This window comes from Actinoplanes sp. HUAS TT8, from assembly GCF_051380535.1.
Taxonomy (GTDB): domain Bacteria; phylum Actinomycetota; class Actinomycetes; order Mycobacteriales; family Micromonosporaceae; genus Actinoplanes.
This window is the reverse complement of the sequence record NZ_CP195646.1, coordinates 4,975,557-4,995,995: the sequence shown is the minus strand read 5'-3', so window position 1 is coordinate 4,995,995 and position 20,439 is coordinate 4,975,557. Positions and strand designations below refer to the sequence as shown.

At 70.1% G+C, this 20,439-nt stretch carries 27 protein-coding genes; 17 read left to right on the top strand and 10 right to left on the bottom strand.

The genetic code is table 11. The annotated features are described in order from the left end of the window. Positions 1-9: 9 nt before the first annotated feature. Positions 10-987 carry a GlxA family transcriptional regulator gene (locus ACSHV8_RS22320; protein ID WP_436535688.1) on the bottom strand — a complete coding sequence of 326 codons (978 nt, stop codon included), beginning with the start codon at positions 985-987 and terminating at the stop codon, positions 10-12. Then, positions 984-1,583, bottom strand: coding sequence for a hypothetical protein (locus tag ACSHV8_RS22315; RefSeq protein ID WP_436535687.1), 600 nt, complete (start codon positions 1,581-1,583; stop codon positions 984-986). Before ACSHV8_RS22315 ends, ACSHV8_RS22320 begins: the two co-directional genes overlap by 4 nt. A gap of 199 nt (positions 1,584-1,782) precedes the next feature. Here ACSHV8_RS22315 and ACSHV8_RS22310 point away from each other — a divergent pair, with 199 nt between their 5' ends. The 5 genes from ACSHV8_RS22310 to ACSHV8_RS22290 all read left to right on the top strand — a co-directional run bounded on the left by ACSHV8_RS22310 (position 1,783) and on the right by ACSHV8_RS22290 (position 5,812). After that, positions 1,783-3,204: a hypothetical protein gene (locus tag ACSHV8_RS22310; protein WP_436535686.1), complete on the top strand. Its 1,422-nt coding sequence runs from the start codon at positions 1,783-1,785 to the stop codon at positions 3,202-3,204. Position 3,205: 1 nt separating this feature from the next. Beyond that, a complete protein-coding gene (locus ACSHV8_RS22305) occupies positions 3,206-3,496 on the top strand; it encodes a hypothetical protein (protein WP_436535685.1) in 291 nt (96 codons plus the stop codon). A 133-nt stretch (positions 3,497-3,629) separates the two neighbouring features. Next, positions 3,630-3,809 carry a hypothetical protein gene (locus tag ACSHV8_RS22300; protein ID WP_436535684.1) on the top strand — a complete coding sequence of 60 codons (180 nt, stop codon included), beginning with the start codon at positions 3,630-3,632 and terminating at the stop codon, positions 3,807-3,809. A gap of 60 nt (positions 3,810-3,869) precedes the next feature. Next, complete coding sequence (locus tag ACSHV8_RS22295) at positions 3,870-4,850, top strand: hypothetical protein (protein WP_436535683.1); 981 nt, start codon at positions 3,870-3,872, stop codon at positions 4,848-4,850. Positions 4,851-4,900: 50 nt separating this feature from the next. Next, the gene (locus ACSHV8_RS22290; protein ID WP_436535682.1) at positions 4,901-5,812 is read left to right on the top strand and encodes an NADP-dependent oxidoreductase; all 912 of its coding nucleotides are present in this window, start codon (positions 4,901-4,903) and stop codon (positions 5,810-5,812) included. 152 nt (positions 5,813-5,964) lie between these two features. Here ACSHV8_RS22290 and ACSHV8_RS22285 read toward each other — a convergent pair whose 3' ends face one another. Beyond that, positions 5,965-6,591: a DUF4360 domain-containing protein gene (locus tag ACSHV8_RS22285; RefSeq protein WP_436535681.1), complete on the bottom strand. Its 627-nt coding sequence runs from the start codon at positions 6,589-6,591 to the stop codon at positions 5,965-5,967. 336 nt (positions 6,592-6,927) lie between these two features. On the opposite strand from ACSHV8_RS22285, the gene ACSHV8_RS22280 reads away from it, so the two are divergent. Then, positions 6,928-7,584, top strand: coding sequence for a DUF4360 domain-containing protein (locus tag ACSHV8_RS22280; RefSeq protein WP_436535680.1), 657 nt, complete (start codon positions 6,928-6,930; stop codon positions 7,582-7,584). A gap of 50 nt (positions 7,585-7,634) precedes the next feature. Here ACSHV8_RS22280 and ACSHV8_RS22275 read toward each other — a convergent pair whose 3' ends face one another. Both ACSHV8_RS22275 and ACSHV8_RS22270 read right to left on the bottom strand, forming a co-directional pair. Continuing rightward, the gene (locus ACSHV8_RS22275) at positions 7,635-8,015 is read right to left on the bottom strand and encodes a hypothetical protein (RefSeq protein ID WP_436535679.1); all 381 of its coding nucleotides are present in this window, start codon (positions 8,013-8,015) and stop codon (positions 7,635-7,637) included. 134 nt (positions 8,016-8,149) lie between these two features. Beyond that, positions 8,150-9,190: a cellulose-binding domain-containing protein gene (locus tag ACSHV8_RS22270; protein ID WP_436535678.1), complete on the bottom strand. Its 1,041-nt coding sequence runs from the start codon at positions 9,188-9,190 to the stop codon at positions 8,150-8,152. Positions 9,191-9,457: 267 nt separating this feature from the next. Between ACSHV8_RS22270 and ACSHV8_RS22265 the strand changes: the two genes are divergently transcribed. Next, positions 9,458-9,892 carry a hypothetical protein gene (locus tag ACSHV8_RS22265; RefSeq protein ID WP_436535677.1) on the top strand — a complete coding sequence of 145 codons (435 nt, stop codon included), beginning with the start codon at positions 9,458-9,460 and terminating at the stop codon, positions 9,890-9,892. Positions 9,893-9,895: 3 nt separating this feature from the next. Here the strand turns inward: ACSHV8_RS22265 and ACSHV8_RS22260 are convergent, their stop codons facing one another. Beyond that, positions 9,896-10,114 carry a hypothetical protein gene (locus tag ACSHV8_RS22260; protein WP_436535676.1) on the bottom strand — a complete coding sequence of 73 codons (219 nt, stop codon included), beginning with the start codon at positions 10,112-10,114 and terminating at the stop codon, positions 9,896-9,898. 61 nt (positions 10,115-10,175) lie between these two features. On the opposite strand from ACSHV8_RS22260, the gene ACSHV8_RS22255 reads away from it, so the two are divergent. Further along, positions 10,176-10,481, top strand: coding sequence for a hypothetical protein (locus ACSHV8_RS22255; protein WP_436535675.1), 306 nt, complete (start codon positions 10,176-10,178; stop codon positions 10,479-10,481). A gap of 23 nt (positions 10,482-10,504) precedes the next feature. Here ACSHV8_RS22255 and ACSHV8_RS22250 read toward each other — a convergent pair whose 3' ends face one another. Next, entirely contained in the window at positions 10,505-11,371 is an 867-nt protein-coding gene (locus tag ACSHV8_RS22250) for a helix-turn-helix transcriptional regulator (protein WP_436535674.1), read from the bottom strand. Between the two features lie 123 nt (positions 11,372-11,494). On the opposite strand from ACSHV8_RS22250, the gene ACSHV8_RS22245 reads away from it, so the two are divergent. Then, complete coding sequence (locus ACSHV8_RS22245) at positions 11,495-12,571, top strand: zinc-dependent alcohol dehydrogenase family protein (protein WP_436535673.1); 1,077 nt, start codon at positions 11,495-11,497, stop codon at positions 12,569-12,571. Positions 12,572-12,676: 105 nt separating this feature from the next. On the opposite strand, the gene ACSHV8_RS22240 is transcribed toward ACSHV8_RS22245, so the two are convergent. Next, on the bottom strand, positions 12,677-13,153 hold the full coding sequence (locus tag ACSHV8_RS22240) for an NIPSNAP family protein (RefSeq protein ID WP_436535672.1): 477 nt from the start codon (positions 13,151-13,153) through the stop codon (positions 12,677-12,679). Positions 13,154-13,239: 86 nt separating this feature from the next. On the opposite strand from ACSHV8_RS22240, the gene ACSHV8_RS22235 reads away from it, so the two are divergent. The 5 genes from ACSHV8_RS22235 (at position 13,240) to ACSHV8_RS22215 (ending at position 16,053) form a co-directional block, all read left to right on the top strand. Beyond that, positions 13,240-13,674, top strand: coding sequence for a hypothetical protein (locus tag ACSHV8_RS22235; RefSeq protein ID WP_436535671.1), 435 nt, complete (start codon positions 13,240-13,242; stop codon positions 13,672-13,674). A 2-nt stretch (positions 13,675-13,676) separates the two neighbouring features. Further along, the gene (locus ACSHV8_RS22230) at positions 13,677-14,006 is read left to right on the top strand and encodes a transcriptional regulator (protein WP_436536867.1); all 330 of its coding nucleotides are present in this window, start codon (positions 13,677-13,679) and stop codon (positions 14,004-14,006) included. Between the two features lie 92 nt (positions 14,007-14,098). Continuing rightward, the gene (locus tag ACSHV8_RS22225; protein WP_436535670.1) at positions 14,099-15,304 is read left to right on the top strand and encodes a cytochrome P450; all 1,206 of its coding nucleotides are present in this window, start codon (positions 14,099-14,101) and stop codon (positions 15,302-15,304) included. A gap of 3 nt (positions 15,305-15,307) precedes the next feature. Next, entirely contained in the window at positions 15,308-15,511 is a 204-nt protein-coding gene (locus ACSHV8_RS22220) for a ferredoxin (protein WP_436536864.1), read from the top strand. A 62-nt stretch (positions 15,512-15,573) separates the two neighbouring features. Beyond that, positions 15,574-16,053 carry an SRPBCC family protein gene (locus ACSHV8_RS22215; protein WP_436535669.1) on the top strand — a complete coding sequence of 160 codons (480 nt, stop codon included), beginning with the start codon at positions 15,574-15,576 and terminating at the stop codon, positions 16,051-16,053. 20 nt (positions 16,054-16,073) lie between these two features. On the opposite strand, the gene ACSHV8_RS22210 is transcribed toward ACSHV8_RS22215, so the two are convergent. Next, positions 16,074-16,952 carry a helix-turn-helix domain-containing protein gene (locus tag ACSHV8_RS22210; protein WP_436535668.1) on the bottom strand — a complete coding sequence of 293 codons (879 nt, stop codon included), beginning with the start codon at positions 16,950-16,952 and terminating at the stop codon, positions 16,074-16,076. 124 nt (positions 16,953-17,076) lie between these two features. Here ACSHV8_RS22210 and ACSHV8_RS22205 point away from each other — a divergent pair, with 124 nt between their 5' ends. Continuing rightward, the gene (locus tag ACSHV8_RS22205; RefSeq protein WP_436535667.1) at positions 17,077-18,057 is read left to right on the top strand and encodes an oxidoreductase; all 981 of its coding nucleotides are present in this window, start codon (positions 17,077-17,079) and stop codon (positions 18,055-18,057) included. Here the strand turns inward: ACSHV8_RS22205 and ACSHV8_RS22200 are convergent. Beyond that, complete coding sequence (locus ACSHV8_RS22200; protein ID WP_436535666.1) at positions 18,048-18,761, bottom strand: MerR family transcriptional regulator; 714 nt, start codon at positions 18,759-18,761, stop codon at positions 18,048-18,050. The two genes, ACSHV8_RS22205 and ACSHV8_RS22200, sit on opposite strands and share 10 nt — an antisense overlap. Before the next feature lie 64 nt (positions 18,762-18,825). Here ACSHV8_RS22200 and ACSHV8_RS22195 point away from each other — a divergent pair, with 64 nt between their 5' ends. Together ACSHV8_RS22195 and ACSHV8_RS22190 are read left to right on the top strand one after the other, a co-directional pair. Continuing rightward, complete coding sequence (locus ACSHV8_RS22195; protein ID WP_436535665.1) at positions 18,826-19,686, top strand: PrsW family intramembrane metalloprotease; 861 nt, start codon at positions 18,826-18,828, stop codon at positions 19,684-19,686. Between the two features lie 32 nt (positions 19,687-19,718). Continuing rightward, positions 19,719-20,435, top strand: coding sequence for an SDR family NAD(P)-dependent oxidoreductase (locus ACSHV8_RS22190; RefSeq protein WP_436535664.1), 717 nt, complete (start codon positions 19,719-19,721; stop codon positions 20,433-20,435). Positions 20,436-20,439: the final 4 nt, after the last annotated feature.

Below are 20,439 nucleotides of genomic sequence, written 5' to 3'. Positions count from 1 at the left end.
GAACGGGCGTCAGTCGCCCGGACGCCCGAAGCGGCTGCGATAGTCCTGCGGGGACACCCCGAGGGCTTTGACGAAGGCGCGCCGCATGCGCTCGTCGTCGCCGAACCCGGTGTGCCGGGCCACGACCCGGACCGGGTCGTCGGTGTGTTCCAACCGGCGCCGGGCGGCCGCCAGGCGCAGTTTCTCGACCGCCCGGGCCGGGCTCTCCCCGGTCTCGCGCAGGTAGACCCGGGCGAAGTTGCGGGGGCTCATGCGGGCGACGCCGGCCAGCGCCGGCACGGACAGGTCGGCGCCGAGGTTCGCGCGGATCCAGTCGTGCAGCTCGTCGAACCGGCCGTGGACGTCCCGCATCTGCTGCCGCAACTCGACGCTGAACTGGGACTGGCCGCCGGGCCGCTTGAGGAACAGCACCATCGTCCGCGCGACGCTCAGCGCCGCCTCGTGGCCCAGATCCTCCTCGATCATCGCCAGCGCCATGTCGATGCCGGCCGAGACTCCGGCCGAGGTCCACACCCGGCCCGCGGTCACGAAGATGGCGTCCGGGTCGACCTCGACCGCCGGATGTTCGCTCTGCAGCTGCCGGCAGTAGGCCCAGTGCGTGGTGGCCGGCCGTCCGTCGAGAACCCCGAGCTCGGCCAGGATGAACGCCCCGGTGCAGATCGACCCGAGCCGTCGCGGCCGGTCGAGGTGCTCGGCCAGGCACGACCGCAGCGACTCGGTCACGGTCAGCGGATGGGTGAGGTCACCGCCGGACACGAGAAGCGTGTCGACCCCGGGCCGGACCGCGTCGTCGAGCCGCACGGTCTCCAGCCGGACCCCGGTGTCGGTGGTCACCGTCCGGCCGTCCTCCGAGGCGAGGACGACCTGGTAGGCAGGGCTGCCGTCGGGCCGCCGGGCCTCGCTGAACGCCTGCATCGGGCCGGCGACGTCCATCAGCTTGGCGCCGTCGTAGGCGGTCACGATCACGGTGCGCGGGCCATCTGTCACGGGACCATGCTGCTCCGCTCCGCGGGCAGGTCCCGGGCGATCTCGATCAACTTCCCGGTGTTCATCTCGTAGAAGAAACCGAAGAGCCGGACCGCCTGCGGCACGGCCGGGCTGTTGCGCAGCAGCGCGAGATCATGCCGCACGGATTCGTCGAAATGCGCGATGGTCAGGCTGTCCTTCGGGAACAAATCCGAGATATCCGTACGGTGATTCGCCCGGTATCGGTCCACGAGCAGTTCCGGCGTGAACGCCGTGGCGCCGCAGAACGAATGGTGTACCACGGCCACGGTCCGGACCTGGAACAGGTACTCCATGGTGGCGACCGCCTGCAGGGCATCGACGGCCCGCCCACCGGCGTTGGTCAGCGGGAACAGGGTCCGGGTGTGTCCGACCCGGTTTCCGGCCTCGTCGAGCACGTTCTCACCGGGGTAGACCTCGTCGCCGAAGTAGTCGGCGACGGCGGCCGGAATCTCCGCCGCGCGTGGATCGAAGCAGTGAATGACCATGGTCTTCATCGGGATCGCCTCGTTGAATCCGTGAAAGTCCGACTGGTCGAACCACGGCTGAGTACGGAACTCGAATTCGGTGAAATCCATTTCGGGTCTCCTTGGCGCGGTCTTGCGATGGGCTCGAATTCGAGGTTAGGAGCCGGCTCGGCCGGCAGCAATGACAACCACACCTCGAAAACTGCCATTGCCGTACGTCGTTCAGGGTGTTGCGAGATTTCCCGTTCGCCCCATTGGTTCCGGTGGTGGCTAGGGTGACTGCTCGTCGGCTACCAGTGGAGGACGAGCCTTGCCGGACGGTGCACTTCCCGATCGTCCCGTCGACGAGGACAGCCGGGTGCTGTGCGCCGCCGTCTGGACCAATCCGTCGGTGGCGGTGATTCTCCTGAACGAGCTGGGCGGTGAGCGAGGGCTGCGGTGGCGCCCGGCGCCCACGCTCGACGAGAAGCGGCTGCTGGAGCAGGCCACCGCGGCGGACGCGGTATGGGCTCGCCGCCGGCGCGTCACCACCCTGGTGTGGGTCGCCGTCATGTTCCTCATCGCCGTCGGCGTTTTTTATGCCTTCCTGGTCCCGCTCGTGTCCGGGGGCGCGACCGTGCTGGTGATGACCGGTCTGCTGTGGCAGTGGAACCGCAACTACATCGCTGTGGACGACGCGCGGATCCTCGCGCGCACCTTCCTGGTGCCGGAATCCGACGGTCCGGCCGGGGTCCTGGATCCTGATCCTGGCAACGTCGTCGTGTACTCCCCGGAAGCGCCGCACCCGTTCGTCGGCAGCGGCCGCAAGGTCGGCGAGTGGCTGATGTCGCCGGTCGACGTGAGCCTCGGCCGCGATCTCGGCGACGGCCGGCGCAGCGAGCCGCTCCGGTTCGAGGTTCCCGACCTGCACACGTTCCTCGACCCGGAGGGTGGGACGACGCCGCTGCGGCTCGACGGCGTACGCGTCGACACGGTCTTGTGCGTGCGCGGGGACGTGGCCACCGAGATCGAGGGCCTGGTACCCGACCCCGACCGACCGCCCGAGCGGCATGTCCCCACCGAGCGCCTACGACAAGGCGCGGTCGCACCCACGTCGGTGGCCCGGACCTACACCCGGATCAGCCGGTACCGCGGCTGCGGACGATCCGAGGTCACCGTCTTCGTCCGGTTCACCCTGGAACGCTCGATGCTGGCGATGGAAATGGTGTCCCTCGTCCTTCCGGGCATCGATCCTGACTGTCCGCTCGTGCCCGGATACACTGCCGGCCGCTTCACCCGGGACCTGCTGCCCACCGGCGATCTCTCGGTGTCCCAGGTGGTCAACGACGTCGCCGTTTTGCTGCTGGTCCCGTTCTGGCGCCTCTGGCGGGACACGAAGATCTCCGAGCGCGTGGGTGCGAGCCCGGCCCGCGACGCGCGGGCGCGCCGCGAGGGCGGACCGGTCGACCGGGGCGGCTGGTGGACGCTGCGCGAGCGGCTGGCCGAGCGCCGGGTGCGGGACCACTTCGACGCGGCCGAGGCCACCGAGGCCCTGCACCGGATCGAGCACGCCGTCCTGCGCGCGCTGAAGTCGTTCCTGGAGGACCACGACGTCGACACGTCGCAGCTCGACGAACGTGAGAAGCACATCGTCAACACGCACACGTACCACATCGGGCAGGTCGACGGGGTCGGCCACCACATCGGCAGCGGGGGCTCGACGTTCAACGGCCAGCGCGCGGGACAGGAGTGACATGTCGACGTTCCACGGCAACATCTCGGGGACCGGCCACCACATCGGGGACGGCGGAACGGTCCGGAACACCGTGGCGGCCGACCTCGCCGCCCTGCTCGACCTGATCGCGCAGCAGATCACCGCGGCCGGCCCGCTGCGCGAGGACGTGCTCACGGCCCGGGCGGAGGTTCGGAGCGGGCGGATCGACACGTCCCGCATCCGGCGGCTGGCGACGACCGTCCGGGACAGTGCGACCGGCGCCGGCGCCGTGGTCGTGCTGGCCGAGCAGGTCCTGCGCCTGATCGGCTGACGAATCGGGCCGGTCGAAAGACCGAACCCGATTTGCGCGTACGGGGTTGAGCAGCGCGAGTACAGCCTGCTGTACCTGAATCGGGTGGTTAGCGGGATCGATGCCGGCAACTGTCGGAAATAGCGTCAGTGTCATGACGACGACCAAGAGTTATCGCAGCTTGGCGGTCGCGCTGACCGCCGTCACCGTACTGGCCGGCGGCGCCGGTGTGGCCCACGCCCAGGCCGGGGCGGACGCCCGCACGACCGCGGTGGCGCCGGATCCGGGCTGGGCCGGCATCACCCGGGAACGGGTGCGGATCGATTTCGGCTAGGGCTGGGTCACCGAGGCCGAGCTGACCTATCCGAGCCGGGCCAAGGGCCGGCTGCCGATCGTGGTCATGCTGCACGGCAGCGGCCACAACGACATGAACCAGACGCTGCCCGACGGCAAGGGTTCGACGTTCGTGCCGCTCGCGCAGGCCGCCGCCCGGGAAGGCTATGCGGCCCTGCGGTTCAACAAGCGCGGCGTGACCGGCATCGGGCCGGTCGAGAGCACCGACCCGGCGCAGCTCAAACCGAAGAATCCGTACGCCCGGATCCAGCTGGACGCCGCCGCGGCGATCCGGTTCGCGGCCGGCTCTCCCCGGGTCGACCCGTCGCGGATCTTCCTGCTCGGCCACAGCGAGGGCACCGACGTCGCCGCCAACCTGGCCGGCGACCCGAAGAAGTACGGCATCCCCAGGCCGGCCGGCGTCATCGCCATGGGTGTCGTCGGGCAGGACATCAGGACGCTGCTGACGTTGCAGATCTACGGCCGGCTGCTGCTCCAGCTGCACGACCAGTTCGACGTGGACGCCGATGGCCGGCTGACCGCCACCGAGGCGCGCAACGGCCTGATCGGCCAGCCGAAGGAGGTCGCCGGCCAGTTCCGCTCGATCCTGCTCGACGGCGACCGGGTCCGGCCCGGCACCGACACCGACGGGGACGGCCGGATCGCCATCGACGCCGAGGCCGGCACGGTGCTGCGCGCGGTGACGGGCATCGACGCGTACCCGAACGTCCCGGGTCTCGAGGATCTGCAGGACTATGTCGCCGACATCGCCCGCTTCCCGACGGTCACCCAGGCGCTGCCCAAGTTCAGCGGCCCCACCCTGCTGCTCAACGGCGAGAACGACCTGCAGACCCCGGCCCGTGCGGCCCTGGCCGCCGACGCCGCCGTCGCGGCCGCCGGCAACCGCGATCACCGCATCGTCATCTACCCGGGCATGGCCCACACCATGAACATCACCCCGAAGTTCACCCCGGAGTTCGGCGAACCCGACCACCAGGTCATCACCGAGATCCGCACCTGGCTCCGCTCCCACCGCGGCTGAGCCCGGCGCACGGGCTGCCCCAGCGCATCGATCGCTCGTAATATGCAGGGATGCGTGCCGTAGTGGTCACTGCGCTGGGCGGTCCGGAAGTCCTTCAACTGGTCGAGCTGCCCGATCCGCGGCCCGGCCCCGGCCAGGTCCTGGTCCGGGTCCGGGCCGCCGGCGTGAACCCGGCCGATCTGGCCGCGCGCACCGGGCACATCCCGGGCGGTCCGGTGCCGCCGCCGTTCCTGCTCGGCTGGGACATCGCCGGTGAGGTGGTGGAGGTCGGCGAGCAGGTGAGCGGGCTGGCCGTCGGGGACCTGGTCGCCGGGATGATTCCCTGGTATCTGACCCGTGGGGCGCCCGGGGGCTACGCCGAACTGGTCGCGGCCGACGCCGACTGGGTGGCGCCGGTGCCGGCCGGCCTCGATCCGGTGGTGGCCGCGACCGTGCCGCTCAACGCGCTGACCGCGCACCGGGCTCTGCGGATGATGGGGTTGTCCGAGCCGACCACGCTGCTGGTGACCGGCGCCGGTGGCGGGGTCGGTGGTTTCGCCGCCCAGCTGGCCGTGCGGGCCGGGCACACCGTCATCGCTCAAGCCACCGACGGGGACGAGGACTGGGTTCGTGGGTTCGGCGTGCACACCGTCGTTCCCCGGGCGGCCGGTCTGGAGCTCGCACCGATGCCGGCCGTGTTCGACGCGGTGCCGGTCGGTGAGCCGGCGGGTGCGCTCGTTGCCGCCGGCGGTGTGCTGGTGAGCACCCGGCCGACGCCGCCGGTCGACCCGGCTCGGCTGGCGCGTCAGGAGATCGTGCTGGTCCGGGTGGATCGGCTCGCCCTGGGTGACCTGCTCGAAGCCGTGGCCGAGGGGAGCCTGCGGACCCGGGTGGCGGCGACCGTGCCGCTGGCCGACGCCGCCGAGGCGCACCGGCAGGCCGAGCGCGGCGGCTGCCACGGCAAGGTGGTCCTGGTCGCGTAGGCGTCCCGGGGCCGGGGCGTCGCCGGCCGCGCCCAGCGGTGCGGCACGGCCGGCGACCGGTGTCAGCCACCGGCGGTGCGTCAGCGGCGAACGTGGCGTCCCAGGGTGGTGAGGCCTCAGCAGGTGGCCAGGCCTCAGCGGGTGGCCAGGCCTCAGCAGGTGGCGAGGCTGAAGTTGAACAGGGTGTCGACGTCGCCGTCGGTGCTGCTCATCGACATGCTGCTGGTGCCGGTGGACGTTCCGGCGTCGACGCGCAGTTCGGTGTTGAGGTTGAGCACGCTCTGCGATCCGCAGTCGGTGTAGGTCAGGACCGGGGCGACGTCCCAGGTGGTCCAGAGTCCGGACCACGGCCCGGCGAACGTCGCGTCCTTGCGCTGCGTCGCCGACGAGCCCTGCCAGTAGTAGCTGGTGCGCTGCAGTGCGGTGGCGCCGGACTGCAGGTTGGCCCGGCCGCGGTAGTTGGCCGAGGCGATCGCCACGGTCCAGCCGTCGGGGATCATCACCAGGACGCTGAGCTGGCAGTTCTTGCGACGGTCGACGATGCTGGCGCCGCCGCCGGCCTCGGCCAGGAAGTCCCGGTATCTGACCCGGAATCCGGTGCTGTCGGCGTTGCCGACGACCGAGGCGGTTCCGGGAGCGCATCCGGAGCCGTTGGCGGCGATCACCTCGACGGTGATGGCGGGTGTGGCGGCCTTTGCCGCGGCGTGTGCGGGTGTGCCGAGGGGGAGTGCGAGGGCCGTGGTCAGCACGGCGGTCAGCACACGATTCCTGTTTTTCATAGACTTCCTTCCGGGGAGCGGGCGGTATTGATTCTTGACGCATTCCAGAACGGCGGACAGCGCATCCGCGCCCACCGTAGTGGTGACCGTCAGGCCCGCACAAGCATCGACCTACTTCGATCTGAAATGCCTGCACAGCCAGCTCATAGGGTGCAATCTAAGCCATCAAAAGCCGCAAAACCCCGTACCTTAAGCGGCTTTTGATGGGTTTGATGCCCTGCAGGCCTCTTTCTCGAAAGGCATCAAGAATTCCCTAAAGGAGATCGTCAGCTGTTGACGCACATTGAGTCTCATCAATAGCTTGAGCCCGTCCGCCCCGCTCCCGAAGGGATGAAAATGAAAAGGTTGTTAACTCACGGCTGTGCTGTGCTGGCGCTTCTCGCGTCATCGCTGCTCATCGCATCACCGGCGTCCGCGAGAATCATTCTCACCGACCCTCCGCCGACCGGTGAGATGTCCATCGAGCTCGTCGCGATGGCCGGCTCGGGCTGCTCACCGGGCACCGCCGACGTCGCGGTCTCGCCCGACAACTCCGCGTTCACCGCCATCTACAGCGCCTACCTGGCGCAGGCCGGACCTGGCGTCCCGGTGACCGAGAACCGCAAGAACTGCCAGCTCAACGTGCTTGTGCACGCGCCCGCCGGGTTCACCTTCGCGATCGCCAAGGTCGACTACCGTGGCTACGGGTACCTCAAGAGCGGCGCGACCGCCCAGCAGCGGGCGAACTACTACTTCCAGGGCATGACCACCGGAAGTTACGCCAACCACGCGATCGCCGCGCCGCTGGACGACAACTGGATCGCCACCGACGAGGTGCCGATCGCCTCGCAGGTCTTCCGCCCCTGCGGTGAGCAGCGGAACCTGAACATCAACACCGAACTGCGGGTCACCAAGGGAACCTCGACCGACGTCAGCTACCTGACGATGGACTCGACCGACGGCAGCATCGAGACGATTTACCACTTCTCCTGGCTGCGCTGCAACACCAAGTAGACGACGGCGACGGTGGCGGATCCGCAACGTTCGCCACCGTCGCCGGCTGCTTACTGGTACACCTTGACCGTCCAGTCGCAGTCGATCCAGGTCGACACCTTGAAGTAGCCGGTCATCGCGCCCTTGTGGCCGTTGAGGGTGACCGTGTCGCGGGCCTTCGAGGAGTGGGCCGACTCGTAGCCGTTCTGGTCGCCGTTCCAGGACAGGTACATGAAACCGCCCGAGGAATCGGTGCAGGTGTACTTCACGGTCGCCCGGTAGTCGCGTTTCTTGAGCTTGACCGTGGGTGACTGCCAGTCACCGTCACCGTGGTACGTCTTGAACAGCTTCAGGCCCTGCGCACCGAGGTCCGGTGCGGCGGCCTCGGCCGGGGCCGCGACGGCCAGGGAGATGAGAGAGCCGGCGACCAGGACGGCGAGACGAGAACGCAATGTGATCCCCCTGTGACCTCAAGTGACAGTGCTGACGGGTAATCGGCGCCGGGGCGGAGCGATCAAGGATTCCGGGGGACGGTGCTCGCCCCGTACGCCGAATCGTGGTTGATTGTGGAATTTTTCCTGGTGGATCAGGAGAGGAAGCTGCCGTAGGGGCCGGCCAGGATGGCGTTCTTCTGGGCCTGGCTGAAATGGGTGTTCGGGTAGTCGTAGAACGAACCGGACATCGGCGTGCCGTCGGTCGAGGTCGAGTCGGGCAGGCCGAAGCCGTGGCCCAGCTCGTGGATCATGCCGCCGTACCAGCGGTTCATCGCGCCGTTGACGCCGGCCGCGCCGTCGGCGTCGTGGCCGCTCAGCACCACCCAGCCCGGGCTGGCGCCGCCACCGGACTGGTTGAGCTCCTCGGCGCTGATCTCACCGACGCACAGCCAGCGGCTGTCCTGGGCGGCGATGCCGAAGCGGCGCATCAGCTCCTGCTGCATGTTCTGGACCACGCACCAGTAGTGGTCGCTGCCGGTGCAGTTGGTGGTGATGTACCAGTTCCGGTCGTGCTCGCCGTTCACGACCTCGACGACGGTGGTGTTCAGCGTGAACGTCTTGCCGATCTCCTGCTTGTAGTAGCGCTGCGCCTCGCGCATGACCGCGGCGATACCGTCCGGGTAGCGCTGGTCGTAGGTGACGTCGGTCGGCTTGAGCCAGAAGACCCGGACCGTCTTCGTGGCCGCAGTTCCGCTGGGTACCGGCGTTGGGCTGCTCGTCGGCGTGACCGAACCTGTACAGGCGACACCGTTGAGCGTGAACGCGGACGGCACCGGGTTGCTGCCCGTCCAGGAACCGTTGAAACCGAACGACGTGCTGGCGCCGGTGCCCAGAGCGCCGTTGTAGGAGACGTTGACGGCGGTGACCGCGGCGCCGCTCTGGGTCACACCGGCATTCCAGGCCTGGGTGACGGTCTGGCCCGCGCCGAACGACCAGCGCAGCGTCCACCCGGTGATCGGGTCACCGAGATTGGTCACGGCCACATTCGCGCCGAAACCACCGGACCAGGAAGAGCTGATCGTGTACGACACCTGGCAGCCGGCCGCGGCGGCGGAGGCGCTCCCGGCGGTGACGGCCATCGTGGTGCCGAGGACGATGGCGGCGGCCGCCGCCATCAGGGTTCGGATGCGCATCGTTCCCTCCAAGGGGGTCACGAGATTGATGGGCATCCATCAATATGCGCGCCGAAAACGTTTTCGGGAAGAGGCCTGGGTAAACGTTTTCCTCCAGGTCAAGCAACCGCCTGGTGTTGCCGGTCGCGACCCTCGTAGGGAGAAAGCCCGAGTAAACCGGCTGATCTGATCCGCCCCGGTTCCTGAAGCTCCGTGGCCGCGTCGGAGGAATGTCTGCTGGCACCATCTGAAGAGCACTGGTCAAGATTTCTGACACAGGGGAGTGCCATGAGCTACATCTCGGACGACGGGCACCACCAAGGCTGGATCGCCCCCGTCTTTCTCGATGGATCGCTGGGCATCAGCGTCACCGACGCCATTGTCACGGTCGGCTACGGTCCCGACGGCGCCTACCTGGATCCCGCCGACCAGCAAGAGCGGCCGGACACCGAGGTGACCGGCTGGATGATGGTCTGCAGCAAACCTGCGCCCTACCGCGAATGGCCGGCCCTTACCTGGCGAGGTTCGCTGTGGTCCCGGGTCAGAACCCCCGCCGAGCAGGATCTGACCGCCCGCCGGGTGTGCCTCAGCGACGACTACAACGCGTACTGGGAGCCGGCCGCTATGAAGGCGACCGCGGAGCAGGAGTGGAAGCGGCACATCGCGTCCGGCGGCGTTTGCGGCAACTCATGGAACGAAGGACGCCCGGACCGGCCGCACTGAGAGTCACGTCTCGTCGAGGAGGTCGGCGCGACGGTCGATGGCGGCGGCCTCGGCGGTGACGTCGGCCCCGAGCGCGTGGATGCGGGCGGTGGTGTCGGCGCCGCGCGCCCGCTCGGCGATGTCGTGCAGGCGGCCCTCGATCACTTCCAGCTTCTCCGCCGTGTCGTGCATGGCCGCGGTCGTGCGCCGCTGCTCCAGGTCGGTCTGCTCGTCGCTCGTCACGGCGCGCTGGTACCCGGGGCGGCGCCGGATCATGCTTGCGCGCCGCTGATTAGATGTGTCGATGGATCCGTTCGAAGCGTCCTTGCTGGTGATCGCCACTATCGGCTCGATCGCGGCCGCGGTCGGCGCCTGGTTCCAGGACCGGAACCCGTCCGCGGCCCAGCTCGCGGCCGTCCAGCGCAAGCTCGACCTGGTGATGGACCACCTCGGCATCGTCGCGCCCGAGGATCCTGAGGTGATTCGTCACCTGGAGAAGGGGCAGATGATTCACGCCGTCCGCGCCTACCGCAAACAGACCGGGGTCAGCCTGGTCGAGGCGAAGCAGGCCGTCGACCGGATCGCCGCCAAGCTGCACGCCGAGCGGTGAGCCCGGGGGACCGTCATGCGGGCTCAGGCGGTGACGCTGTCCTGCGTCGCCGCCCAGGTGGCGAGCAGTTCCAGGCCGTCGCCGGACGGGGTGCCCGGCTCGGCCGAGTAGGTCAGGACGGTCAGGTTGTCCTCGCCGGACAGTTCGAAACCCTCGAAGGCCAGCTCCAACTCGCCGACCGCCGGGTGCCGGAGACGTTTGACGCCGTGGCGGTGCACGTACACGTCCTGGGTCGCCCACCAGCCGCGGAACGGTTCGCTGCGCATGGACAGTTCGCCGATCAGGTTCATCAGCTGCTGGTCGTCGGGGTGCCGGGCGGCGGCGATGCGCAGGGCGGCGACCGACGAGCGGGCGATCTGCGGCCAGTCCGGGTAGAACGCCGGGGCGTGCGGGTCGAGGAAACTGAACCGCATCGTGTTCACCGGCAGCGTCGCGCCGCCGGCGAGCATGGGTGCGTAGAGGGCCAGGCCGAGCGGGTTCGCGGCCAGGATGTCGAAGCGGTGGTTGCGCAGGAACGCGGGCACCCCGGTCATCGAGTCGAGCACGCGCCGGACCGCCGGGCGGATCTCGGGCGCCCGGTCCCGGCGGGTTCGCATCCGGGCCGGGGTGGGGCCGGCGGCGCGGGCCAGGTGGTGCAGGTGGGTGGTCTCGGTGTCGTCGAGCTGCAACGCGCGGGCGACGGCGTCCAGGACGCTGTCGGAGACGCCGCCGAGGTTGCCGCGTTCCAGCCGGGTGTAGTACTCGACGCTGACCCCGGCGAGGGCGGCGACCTCACCACGACGGAGTCCGGCGACCCGGCGACTTCCGTACGCGGGAATCCCGGCCTGCTCCGGGGTGACCTTCGCCCGGCGGGAGCTGAGGAACGCCCGTACCTCATCGCGGTTGTCCATGAACCCAGGTTAGGCATCCGGAACCGCGTGAGGGGGTCCCTGCTGGTACCCCTTTGACCAGTGGCTCCCCGTCGGTGTCGGCCGGGGGTTTGCTGGTGGCACCACAGGAAAGGACCACTGATCATGCGTGCCACTCTCTACGGCGGCCCCGGCGACATCACGGTCGGCGAGCGTCCCGACCCGCACATTCAACATCCGACCGACGCGATCGTACGAGTGACTCTCGGTTGCGTCTGCGGCTCCGACCTCTGGTATTACCGCGGCGTGAACCCGCACGCCCCGGGGCCGATCGGTCACGAGTTCATCGGCGTCGTCGAGCAGGTCGGGGCCGCCGTCACCACGATCGCGCCCGGGGATCTGGTCATCGCGCCGTTCACGTTCTGCGACGGGACCTGCGCCAACTGCCGGGCCGGCTGGACCGGGAACTGCCTCAACGGCGGCTCGTTCGGCAATCATGGCGTGGACGGCGGGCAGGGCGAGTACGTGCGCGCGCCGTTCGCCGACGCGACCCTGGTGAAGGTGCCGGGCGGCTCGCACTCCGATGCCGTACTCAAATCGTTGGTGGCCCTTTCTGATGTGATGTGCACCGGGCACCATGCCGCGTTCAGCGCGGGCGTCAAGCCCGGCGACACGGTGGCAGTCGTCGGGGACGGGGCGGTCGGGCTGTGCGCGGTCATCGCGGCCAAACGACTCGGCGCCGAGCGGATCATCTCGCTGAGCCGCAACCCGACCCGCCAGGCCCTGGCCCGCGAGTTCGGCGCGACCGACGTGGTCACCGAGCGCGGCGACGACGCCACCAAGCTGATCATGGACTTGACCGGCGGGATCGGGGTCGACGCGGCCCTCGAATGCGTGGGCACCGGCGAGTCGATGGCCACCGCGTTCGGTGTCGCCCGGGTCGGCTCGATCGTCGGCGCGGTCGGCGTGCCCCACGAGTCGTCGGTGCCACTGCCGACGGTCATCTTCCGCAACGTGGGTCTGCGCGGTGGCATCGCGCCGGCCCGCCGCTACATCCCTGAGCTGCTGCCCGACGTGCTGGCCGGCAGCATCAACCCGGGGCTGGTCTTCGACTACGAGACCGGGCTCGACGGGATCAAGGACGCCTACGACGCCATGATCGACCGCCGCGCCACCAAGTCCCTCGTCCGCATCTCCGCCATCACCCCGGAAGCGTTCGGCCGGTCGATCCCCGAGGTTTAGATCAACCCCATTTGCGCGTACGGAGGAACCAGCACCTCTTCACCGTGACCGTTCATGGGTTTCAGGCGCCGTCGAAGCGGAACGAGTAGAAGCCGCCCTCGCGGTTCACGGTGAAGCCGAGCGACACGAGACGGTCCAACTCGTCGTCGGTGAACGACGTGGCGTCGGCCAGGACGAAGAGCTGGTCGTCCTCGACGTGCAGCGGATGTTCCGGGTTGCCCGGGTGCCGGGCGAGCAGGCCAGCCCCTCGATCAGTCCGGCCCAGGCCGGCGGTGCGGGCGGCAGCAGCGGCCGCATGAACGTCCGGTCATATCGCACGACGCAGCCGGACTCGTCCCGGATCCGGTCGGCCGCGACGAACTCCGGGTCCTGGCCGAACCGGGACCGGTAGCGCTCGTAGGCGGCCAGGCTCTCGAAGCTGAACAACGCCTCGGCGCGGTCGCTGGCCCCCTCGGCCGGCAGGAAGTAGCCGTGGTGGGTGCCGCCGTGCTTGGCCACCAGCCGCATCCATTCACCGGCGAACCGTTCGAACGCCTCGATCCGGGCCGGGTCGATCGTGTAGTGCACGACGCAGGTGATCACAGTTCGAGCGTAGGCCGTGTGCGCCCATATAGTTTCCGAGCGGTTGAAGGTTGCCATGGCGGAAAGTATCTGCGATAGTTTCCACCATGGAAAACGAACTGCAGGTTCCGAACCCGGCCGAGGCCCGCGAAGCGCTGGCGAACATCGACACGGTGCAGCGCGCCGTCCGGGACACTCCCTGGCCCGTCTGGCTCTACCCGGTCAACGCCCTCCTGGTGGGCGCCATGACGCTGACCTTCGCGCTGGGCGACGACGGCTTCGTCCCCCTCCTCGCCGGCGGCGCCGTGCTCATCGCGGTCAACATGCTGGCCGGGTATCGGATGGGCACGCCGTTCGCCTACCCCACCAGCCGCCTCTTCCTCGCCTCGGTGGTCGCCGCGATCGCGTGCCTGCTCGGCGCGTTCATCGTCGCCGAGACCACCACGCATGTGTGGCCGATCGTCGTCCTGGCCATCGCGGCGTCCTCCTTCTACCTGGCCGGCAGCGTGGTGCACCGCCGGTCGACCGGGGCGCCGCGGTGACCATGGAACTCGATCCGATCATCCACCCGACGCACCGGCTGCGGATCTGCGCGATGCTCGTCGCCGGCGGCACCGTAGAGCTGTCGGTGATCAAGGACCATCTGGATCTGAGCCCGTCGGCACTGAGCAAACAGGTCGCCGCCCTCGTCGACGCCGGTTACGTCAAGCAGGAACGTCTCGGCTCGGACACCCGGCGGGTGTGGTTGTCGATGACCCGTCCGGGCCGCAAGGCGTACGAGGGGCACGTCGCCGCCCTCCGGGAAATCGTCAATGCGACGACGGTCTCGTCGCCGGACCAGGAACGCCTTCCGAGTCGTAAATCAGATGCTTGACTTAAAGTGGCCCCCACGCGTTGACTGAACCCGACGAAGGGCCGAAATCAGCCCTAACACCTCGGCACGACTGTATCGAGGAGGTTAACCCCATGGCGCACGAAACCGCTGCCGCCTTCCCCATGTCACGGGCCCCCCAATGCCCGTTCGATCCACCCCCTGACCTGCATCGACTCCAGGAACAGGCGCCCCTGACCCGGGTCGAGCTCTGGGACGGCACGACCCCGTGGCTGGTCACCCGCTACGCCGAGCAGCGCACGCTGCTGGCCGACCCCCGGCTCAGCTCCGACCCACGCCGGCCCGGCTACCCGTTCCCCTCGCCGGCGCGGCCGGGCGCCGGGGGCAACATCGGGTTCATCCTGATGGACGACCCGGAGCACGCCCGGCTGCGTCGCATGGTCACCGCCCCGTTCGCGATCAAGCGGGTCGAGGCCCTGCGCCCGGCCGTACAGAAGATCGTCGACGACCTGATCGACGAGATGCTGGCCGGCCCGAACCCGGTCGACCTGGTCGAGGCGTTCGCCCTGCCCGTCCCGTCGCTGGTGATCTGCGCGCTGCTCGGTGTCCCGTACGCCGACCACGACCTGTTCCAGGGTCACAGCCGCAACCTGATCAGCCGCAGTGTCGCCCCGGAACAGCGCGCTGCCTCGTTCCAGGCGCTGCACGACTACCTGGACCGATTGCTCGAACAGAAGACCGATCAGCCCACCGGCGACCTGCTGTCCCAGCTGGTCGCCCGGGTCGAGGCCGGTGAGCTGCAACGGTCCGACGCGGCCGGCATCGGAGTGCTGCTGCTGGTCGCCGGGCACGAGACCACCGCCAACATGATCGCGCTGGGCACGCTCGCCCTGCTCGAACACCCGGACCAGCTGGCCCTGCTCCGCGACGGCGACGATCCGAAACTGGTCGCCGGCGCCGTCGAGGAACTGCTGCGCTACCTCAACATCACCCACACCGGCCGGCGCCGGGTGGCCCTGGCCGACATCGACATCGCCGGCGTCACGATCCGCGCCGGCGAAGGCCTGATCATGGCCAACGACATCGGCAACCGGGACCCGGACGTCTTCCCCGACCCTGATGAGCTGGACCTGACCCGCGACGCCCGCCGGCACGTCGCGTTCGGCTTCGGCGTGCACCAGTGCCTCGGCCAGCCCCTGGCCCGGCTGGAACTGCAGGTCGTCTACAGCACGCTCTACCGCCGCGTCCCGACCCTGCGCCGGGCGACCGCCCTGGAGAACATCCCGTTCAAACACGACGGCGCCGTCTACGGCGTCTACGAACTCCCCGTGAGCTGGTGATTCCTGATGAAGGTCATCCTGGACCAGGACAAGTGCGTCTCCTCCGGCCAGTGCGTCATGGCCGCCCCGGAGGTCTTCGATCAGCGGGACGAGGACGGTGTGGCGGTGCTGCTCACCGCCGTACCCGATCCTGGTTCTCTTGATGATGTGCAGCAGGCCGCCGCCGTCTGCCCGGCCGTGGCCATCCGCGTGGAAACCGGCTACTGACGATCGGTGCGCCTATCGTTGCCGCGAGCGACCCTGCCCGCCGACGTTCCGGGAGTACCGCGATGGCCCTGTTCACCGTTGCCCGTGACGTCCGCGCGCCGGCGTCGGTCGCCTGGAACGTGCTGGTGGACTGGCCCCGGCACGGCGATTGGGTGCCGCTGACCACGGTCCGGACCACCACCCCGCGCCCGGACGGGGTCGGCGCCAGGTTCGTGGCCCGCACCGGCGTGGGCCCGCTGGCCTTCGACGACCCGATGACCGTGGTCGTCTGGGAGCCGCCGGCCGGTGACGAGCCGGGCGCCGCCCCCGGCCGCTGCGAGGTCGCCAAGTCGGGGCGGGTGGTGCACGGCCGGGCATTGTTCACCGTGACACCGCTGCCCGGCCGGCACTGCCGGGTCGCCTGGACCGAGGACGTGACCGTCTCGCCACGCCGGCTGACCCGGCACATCGATCCGGTGGTGGGATTCGCCGGCCGGCTCGCCTTCGCCACCACCCTGCGCGCATTCACCCGGGCCGCCGAGAGTGCCCGCCGACCCGGATAGGCGGTTCTTTCAAAAAACGCCTATGAGGTACGGGCGGTAGCAGTCCAGCCGGCCAGCATCGTGAGGGCGTCCTCGCTCGGGCTCCCCGGCTCAGCGGTGACCATGAGCAGCGTCTGCCCGGGGTCGGCGGCCAGCGGCGTGGTCTCGAAGGGCAGTTCGAGCTCCCCGACCACCGGGTGATGGATGCGCCGGACCCCGGACGCCGTCACCCGGACATCGTGCCGGGCCCACCGGTCGCGGAAGTCCGCGCTGGTCGCGGCCAGTTCACGGGCGAGGCCGGCCAGCCGATGGTCGCAGGGGTTACGGCCGGCCTCGGCCCGCAACCGGCTGACGGTGTCGTCGGCGACCGTCTCCCAGTCACGCCAGAAGGTCCGCGCCGCCGGGTCGCCGAAGAGGAACCGGGCGAGGTTGGCCCCGGCACAGCCGCCGGCGAACATCGGCTCGTACAGGGCCCGGCCGAGCGCGTTGGCGCCGACCAGATCGAGACGCCCGTCGACCACCACGGCCGGGATCCCGGTCATCGCGTCCAGGATGCGCCGCACCGGCGCCCGCAGCCCGGTGCCCGCCAGGGCCGGACGGCAGGGGCGGGTGCCGTCGCCGGTGCGGGCCAGCTCGACCAGGTGTTCGTGTTCCGCGGCGGTGAGCTGCAACGCCTGGCTGACGCTGCCCAGCACGGTCTCCGAGACTCCTGTCGCGTCGCCGCGTTCGAGCCGGATGTAGTACTGGACGCTGATGCCGGCGAGCGCGGCCACCTCTTCCCGGCGTAGGCCGGTGACCCGCCGGTGGCCGGTGCCCGCGGGCAGGCCCGCCTGTCGCGGCGTGAGCCGGGCCCGCCGCACCGACAGGAAGCCGTGGATCTGCCGGCGCATCTCGGCCCGGGCCTGTGGAGAACTCCCCATGATCGCGACGATACCGCCCGGCTCACCCCGCAGGGAGTCACCGAAAGTAGCCCCCTTGCAGAGTCTGGAACGTCGGTGCCGGCCCGGCTTGGCTGGACCGGCCCCACCGACCTGAGGAGATGCGATGCAGCACAAAATCGGTTCCGGCTTCGGCCCGCGGACGACGACCACCGAGGTCCTGGAAGGACGCGACCTGTCCGGCCGGGTGGCGATCGTCACCGGCGGTTACTCCGGGATCGGGCTCGCGACGACCCGGGCGCTGGCCGCCGCCGGCGCCCGGGTCGTCGTGCCGGCCCGGCGACCGGAGCTCGCGCGAACGGCCCTGGCCGGCCTCGACGGTGCCGAGGTCGACGCCCTCGACCTGGCCGGCCTGGACAGCGTGGCCCGGTTCGCCGATCGTTTCCTGGCCTCGCGGCGCCGCCTGGACATGGTGATCGCCTCGGCCGGGATCATGGCCCCGCCGCTGCGACGCGTCGGCGCCGGCCGGGAGTCGCAGTTCGCGACCAACCACCTCGGCCACTTCGCCCTGGTCAACCGGCTGTGGCCGGCTCTCCGGGACACCGCCGAGGCCCGCGTCGTGGCGGTCAGCTCGAAGGGCCACTACGCCGGCGGCATCCGCTGGCAGGACCCGGATTTCACCGCCTCGGACTACGACAAGTGGCTCGCCTACGGGCAGTCGAAGAGCGCCAACAGCCTTTTCGCCGTACGTCTTGACGCCCTCGCCCGGGAGTCCGGGGTGCGCGCGTTCGCCGTGCACCCGGGCGTCATCGACACCGAGCTGCAGCGTCATCTGCCACTGGCCGAACAGGTGGCGATGGGCTGGGCGAACGAGGACGGCACCCCGGCCGACCCGGACGCCTACAAGACTCCCGAGCAGGGGGCCGCGACCTCGGTCTGGGCCGCCACTTCGCCGCAGCTCGACGGGCTCGGCGGTCTCTACCTGGAGGACTGCGAGGTCGCCGAGCTGACCACCAGTTTCGACTACTCCACCGGCGGCGTGATGGCCCACGCCGTGGACCCGGGCGAGGCGGCCCGGCTGTGGACCCTGTCGGCGCAGCTCACCGGGGTCGACGCGTTCCCCGGCGCGGCCGGCGATCAGAGGTAGCCGAGCAGCTGCCACATGCGGCGCAGGACGTCGAGCTGAGCCGGGTTGTAGACGTCGAGCAGCACCTGGATCAGGGCCTCACCGGCCGCCGGGCCGACCGTCAGCGCGGCCGGTGGCGGATGTTCCGCGCTCACCGCGGCGGCCCGCTCGGCGAAACGACGGGCGAGGTTTTCCCGTACGGCATCGTCGGCGTCCTCGGTGAGCGCGTCGAACTCCTCGGCCGCGGCGTCGCGGTGCGAGCTGCGCACCAGGTCGCGCCAGTGCTCGGTGCTCTGCGCGCCGAACAGCTGGGCCAGCACGGCGTAGAACGACCGGTCGGCCGGCGACAACCCGGCGTCACTGGCGGCGGCCGACAGCCGGGGCGGCATGTCCGGTGGCGCCGCGTGCCGGCGGAACTCGGCCAACTCGGCGCGGGCCTGTTCGAGCCGGGCGATCGCCGCGGTCAGCTCGTCGTCGACGGCCCGGATCGCCTCGTCCCGCCCGGCCGGTCCGGTCTCGTCCATGGTCGCGATCTGCGCGAGCGAGAAACCCAGCTCGGTCAGCCGCCGGATCTGCACCAGGCGCACCAGATGCTCGGTCCGGTACACCTTGTACCCGTTGGACCGGCGCACGGGCTCGTCGAGCAGCCCGATCTCGTGGTAGTGCCGCACGGCGCGCAGGCTCGTGCCGGCCAGCTGGGCGAGCTCGCGGGTGCTCCAGGCCACTTTTTACTCCCGTACGCGAATCGGGGGTTGAGTATGCCGCGACGGCACAGTGTCTCCTGCCCGGGTGACTCTTTCCGCACAGCGAATCATCTGGCCGTTGGCCGCCGGCGTGGCCCTGATCGGCGCGAACACCTGGGTCGTCACCCAGATCGGAGTGAGCGGGGCGCTGGCCGGCCTGCCGGTGGCCGCCGTGGTGGCGACGGTCGTGGTGGCGGCGATCCGCTGGCTCGACCGGTGGGACCGCGAACGTCCCGGGCGCCTCGCCTCGGCCTTTCTGTGGGGCGCGTCGTTCGCGGCGCTCGGCGCGATCTTCTCGCAGCGATGGATCGAGCAGCTCACCGACGCGGTCGGCGGTCCCGGGTTCAGCCATTGGTTCCATCCGCTGGTGATCACACCGGTCACCGAGGAGGTGCTCAAGGCGTTGTTCCTGGTCTGGCTGCTGGTCCATCGCCGGGATCGGATCAGCGGGCTGCTCAACGGGATCGTCTACGGCGGGCTGGCCGGCGCCGGGTTCGCGTTCACCGAGAACATCTACTACCTGGGCGGCGCCCTGACGAAGTTCACGCCCGGCGACCGGGACGCGACCACGCTGCTGGCCGTCACGTTCGTCCTGCGGCTCGTGCTCATCCCGTTCATGCACGCGTTCCTGGTCGCGCTGACCGGGCTGGGTATCGCCGCGGGCACCCGGCGCCGGACGGCCGTGGGTCGCTGGGCCATGTCGGCGGCCGGGCTGCTCGCCGCGATCGTCCTGCACGGACTCTGGGACTTCGCCGGTCTGGCGGCCGAGGACCCCTACCTGATCTTCAAGGTGTACGGGGCATTGATGGTCCCGCTGTTCACCGCTCTGCTGGTCACCGCTCTGATCCTGCGCCGCCGCGAACACCGGGCGGCGGTGGCATCCGCGCCGGGCCGGGTGTATGCCTGATATCCGGAGTCGGCCGGCGGACAGGGAGCAACGTGGCGCGCATCTTCATCACCGGGTCGGCCGACGGTCTCGGGCGGGCCGCCGCCGGGACCCTGCTCGACGAGGGTCACCAGGTCGTCGTGCACGCCCGCAGCACCGAGCGGCTGGCCGCGGTCAAGGACCTGATCGACCGGGGCGCGGCGGCCGTCGCCGGGGATCTGGCCGATCAGGGCGAGACACGGGCGGTGGCCGAGCAGGTCGGTCGGCTCGGCCGGGTCGACGTGGTGATCCACAACGCGGGCGTCTATCAGGGCGGGCAGATCATGCCGGTCAACATCGTCGCGCCGTACCTGCTGACCGCGCTGATCGAAGGGCCGGAACGGCTCGTCTACCTGACCAGTGGCATGCACGAGGGCGGCCGGGCCGACGTGTCGCGGCTGCGGCGCGGCGGCACGTATTCCGACAGCAAACTGTTCGTCGCCACGCTCGCCGCGGCGGTCGCCCGGCTCCGGCCGCGGGTGTACAGCAACACGGTCGATCCGGGCTGGGTGCCGACCCGGATGGGCGGGCCGGGCGCCCCGGACGATCTGCGGCTCGGGCACCTGACCCAGGAGTGGCTGGCCACCAGCACCGACCCGGAGGCGCTGACCAGCGGCGGCTACTGGTTCCACCAGCGGCGGCGCACACCGCACCCGGCCGTGCACGACGCCGCCTTCCAGGAGCGGCTGCTCGGTGCGCTGGCCGAGCTCACCGGCACCCCGTTGAGCTGAGGGG

Excerpts from the sequence above, each read along its gene's own strand:
- ACSHV8_RS22315 (WP_436535687.1), bottom strand. The coding sequence starts at position 1,583 with ATGGATTTCACCGAATTCGAGTTCCGTACTCAGCCGTGGTTCGACCAG.
- ACSHV8_RS22265 (WP_436535677.1), top strand. The coding sequence starts at position 9,458 with ATGAGCTACATCTCGGACGACGGGCACCACCAAGGCTGGATCGCCCCC.
- ACSHV8_RS22215 (WP_436535669.1), top strand. The coding sequence starts at position 15,574 with ATGGCCCTGTTCACCGTTGCCCGTGACGTCCGCGCGCCGGCGTCGGTC.
- ACSHV8_RS22235 (WP_436535671.1), top strand. The coding sequence starts at position 13,240 with ATGGAAAACGAACTGCAGGTTCCGAACCCGGCCGAGGCCCGCGAAGCG.
- ACSHV8_RS22245 (WP_436535673.1), top strand. The coding sequence starts at position 11,495 with ATGCGTGCCACTCTCTACGGCGGCCCCGGCGACATCACGGTCGGCGAG.
- ACSHV8_RS22210 (WP_436535668.1), bottom strand. The coding sequence starts at position 16,952 with ATGGGGAGTTCTCCACAGGCCCGGGCCGAGATGCGCCGGCAGATCCAC.
- ACSHV8_RS22255 (WP_436535675.1), top strand. The coding sequence starts at position 10,176 with ATGGATCCGTTCGAAGCGTCCTTGCTGGTGATCGCCACTATCGGCTCG.
- ACSHV8_RS22270 (WP_436535678.1), bottom strand. The coding sequence starts at position 9,190 with ATGCGCATCCGAACCCTGATGGCGGCGGCCGCCGCCATCGTCCTCGGC.
- ACSHV8_RS22285 (WP_436535681.1), bottom strand. The coding sequence starts at position 6,591 with ATGAAAAACAGGAATCGTGTGCTGACCGCCGTGCTGACCACGGCCCTC.
- ACSHV8_RS22305 (WP_436535685.1), top strand. The coding sequence starts at position 3,206 with ATGTCGACGTTCCACGGCAACATCTCGGGGACCGGCCACCACATCGGG.
- ACSHV8_RS22205 (WP_436535667.1), top strand. The coding sequence starts at position 17,077 with ATGCAGCACAAAATCGGTTCCGGCTTCGGCCCGCGGACGACGACCACC.
- ACSHV8_RS22300 (WP_436535684.1), top strand. The coding sequence starts at position 3,630 with ATGACGACGACCAAGAGTTATCGCAGCTTGGCGGTCGCGCTGACCGCC.
- ACSHV8_RS22280 (WP_436535680.1), top strand. The coding sequence starts at position 6,928 with ATGAAAAGGTTGTTAACTCACGGCTGTGCTGTGCTGGCGCTTCTCGCG.
- ACSHV8_RS22230 (WP_436536867.1), top strand. The coding sequence starts at position 13,677 with ATGGAACTCGATCCGATCATCCACCCGACGCACCGGCTGCGGATCTGC.
- ACSHV8_RS22225 (WP_436535670.1), top strand. The coding sequence starts at position 14,099 with ATGGCGCACGAAACCGCTGCCGCCTTCCCCATGTCACGGGCCCCCCAA.
- ACSHV8_RS22250 (WP_436535674.1), bottom strand. The coding sequence starts at position 11,371 with ATGGACAACCGCGATGAGGTACGGGCGTTCCTCAGCTCCCGCCGGGCG.
- ACSHV8_RS22290 (WP_436535682.1), top strand. The coding sequence starts at position 4,901 with ATGCGTGCCGTAGTGGTCACTGCGCTGGGCGGTCCGGAAGTCCTTCAA.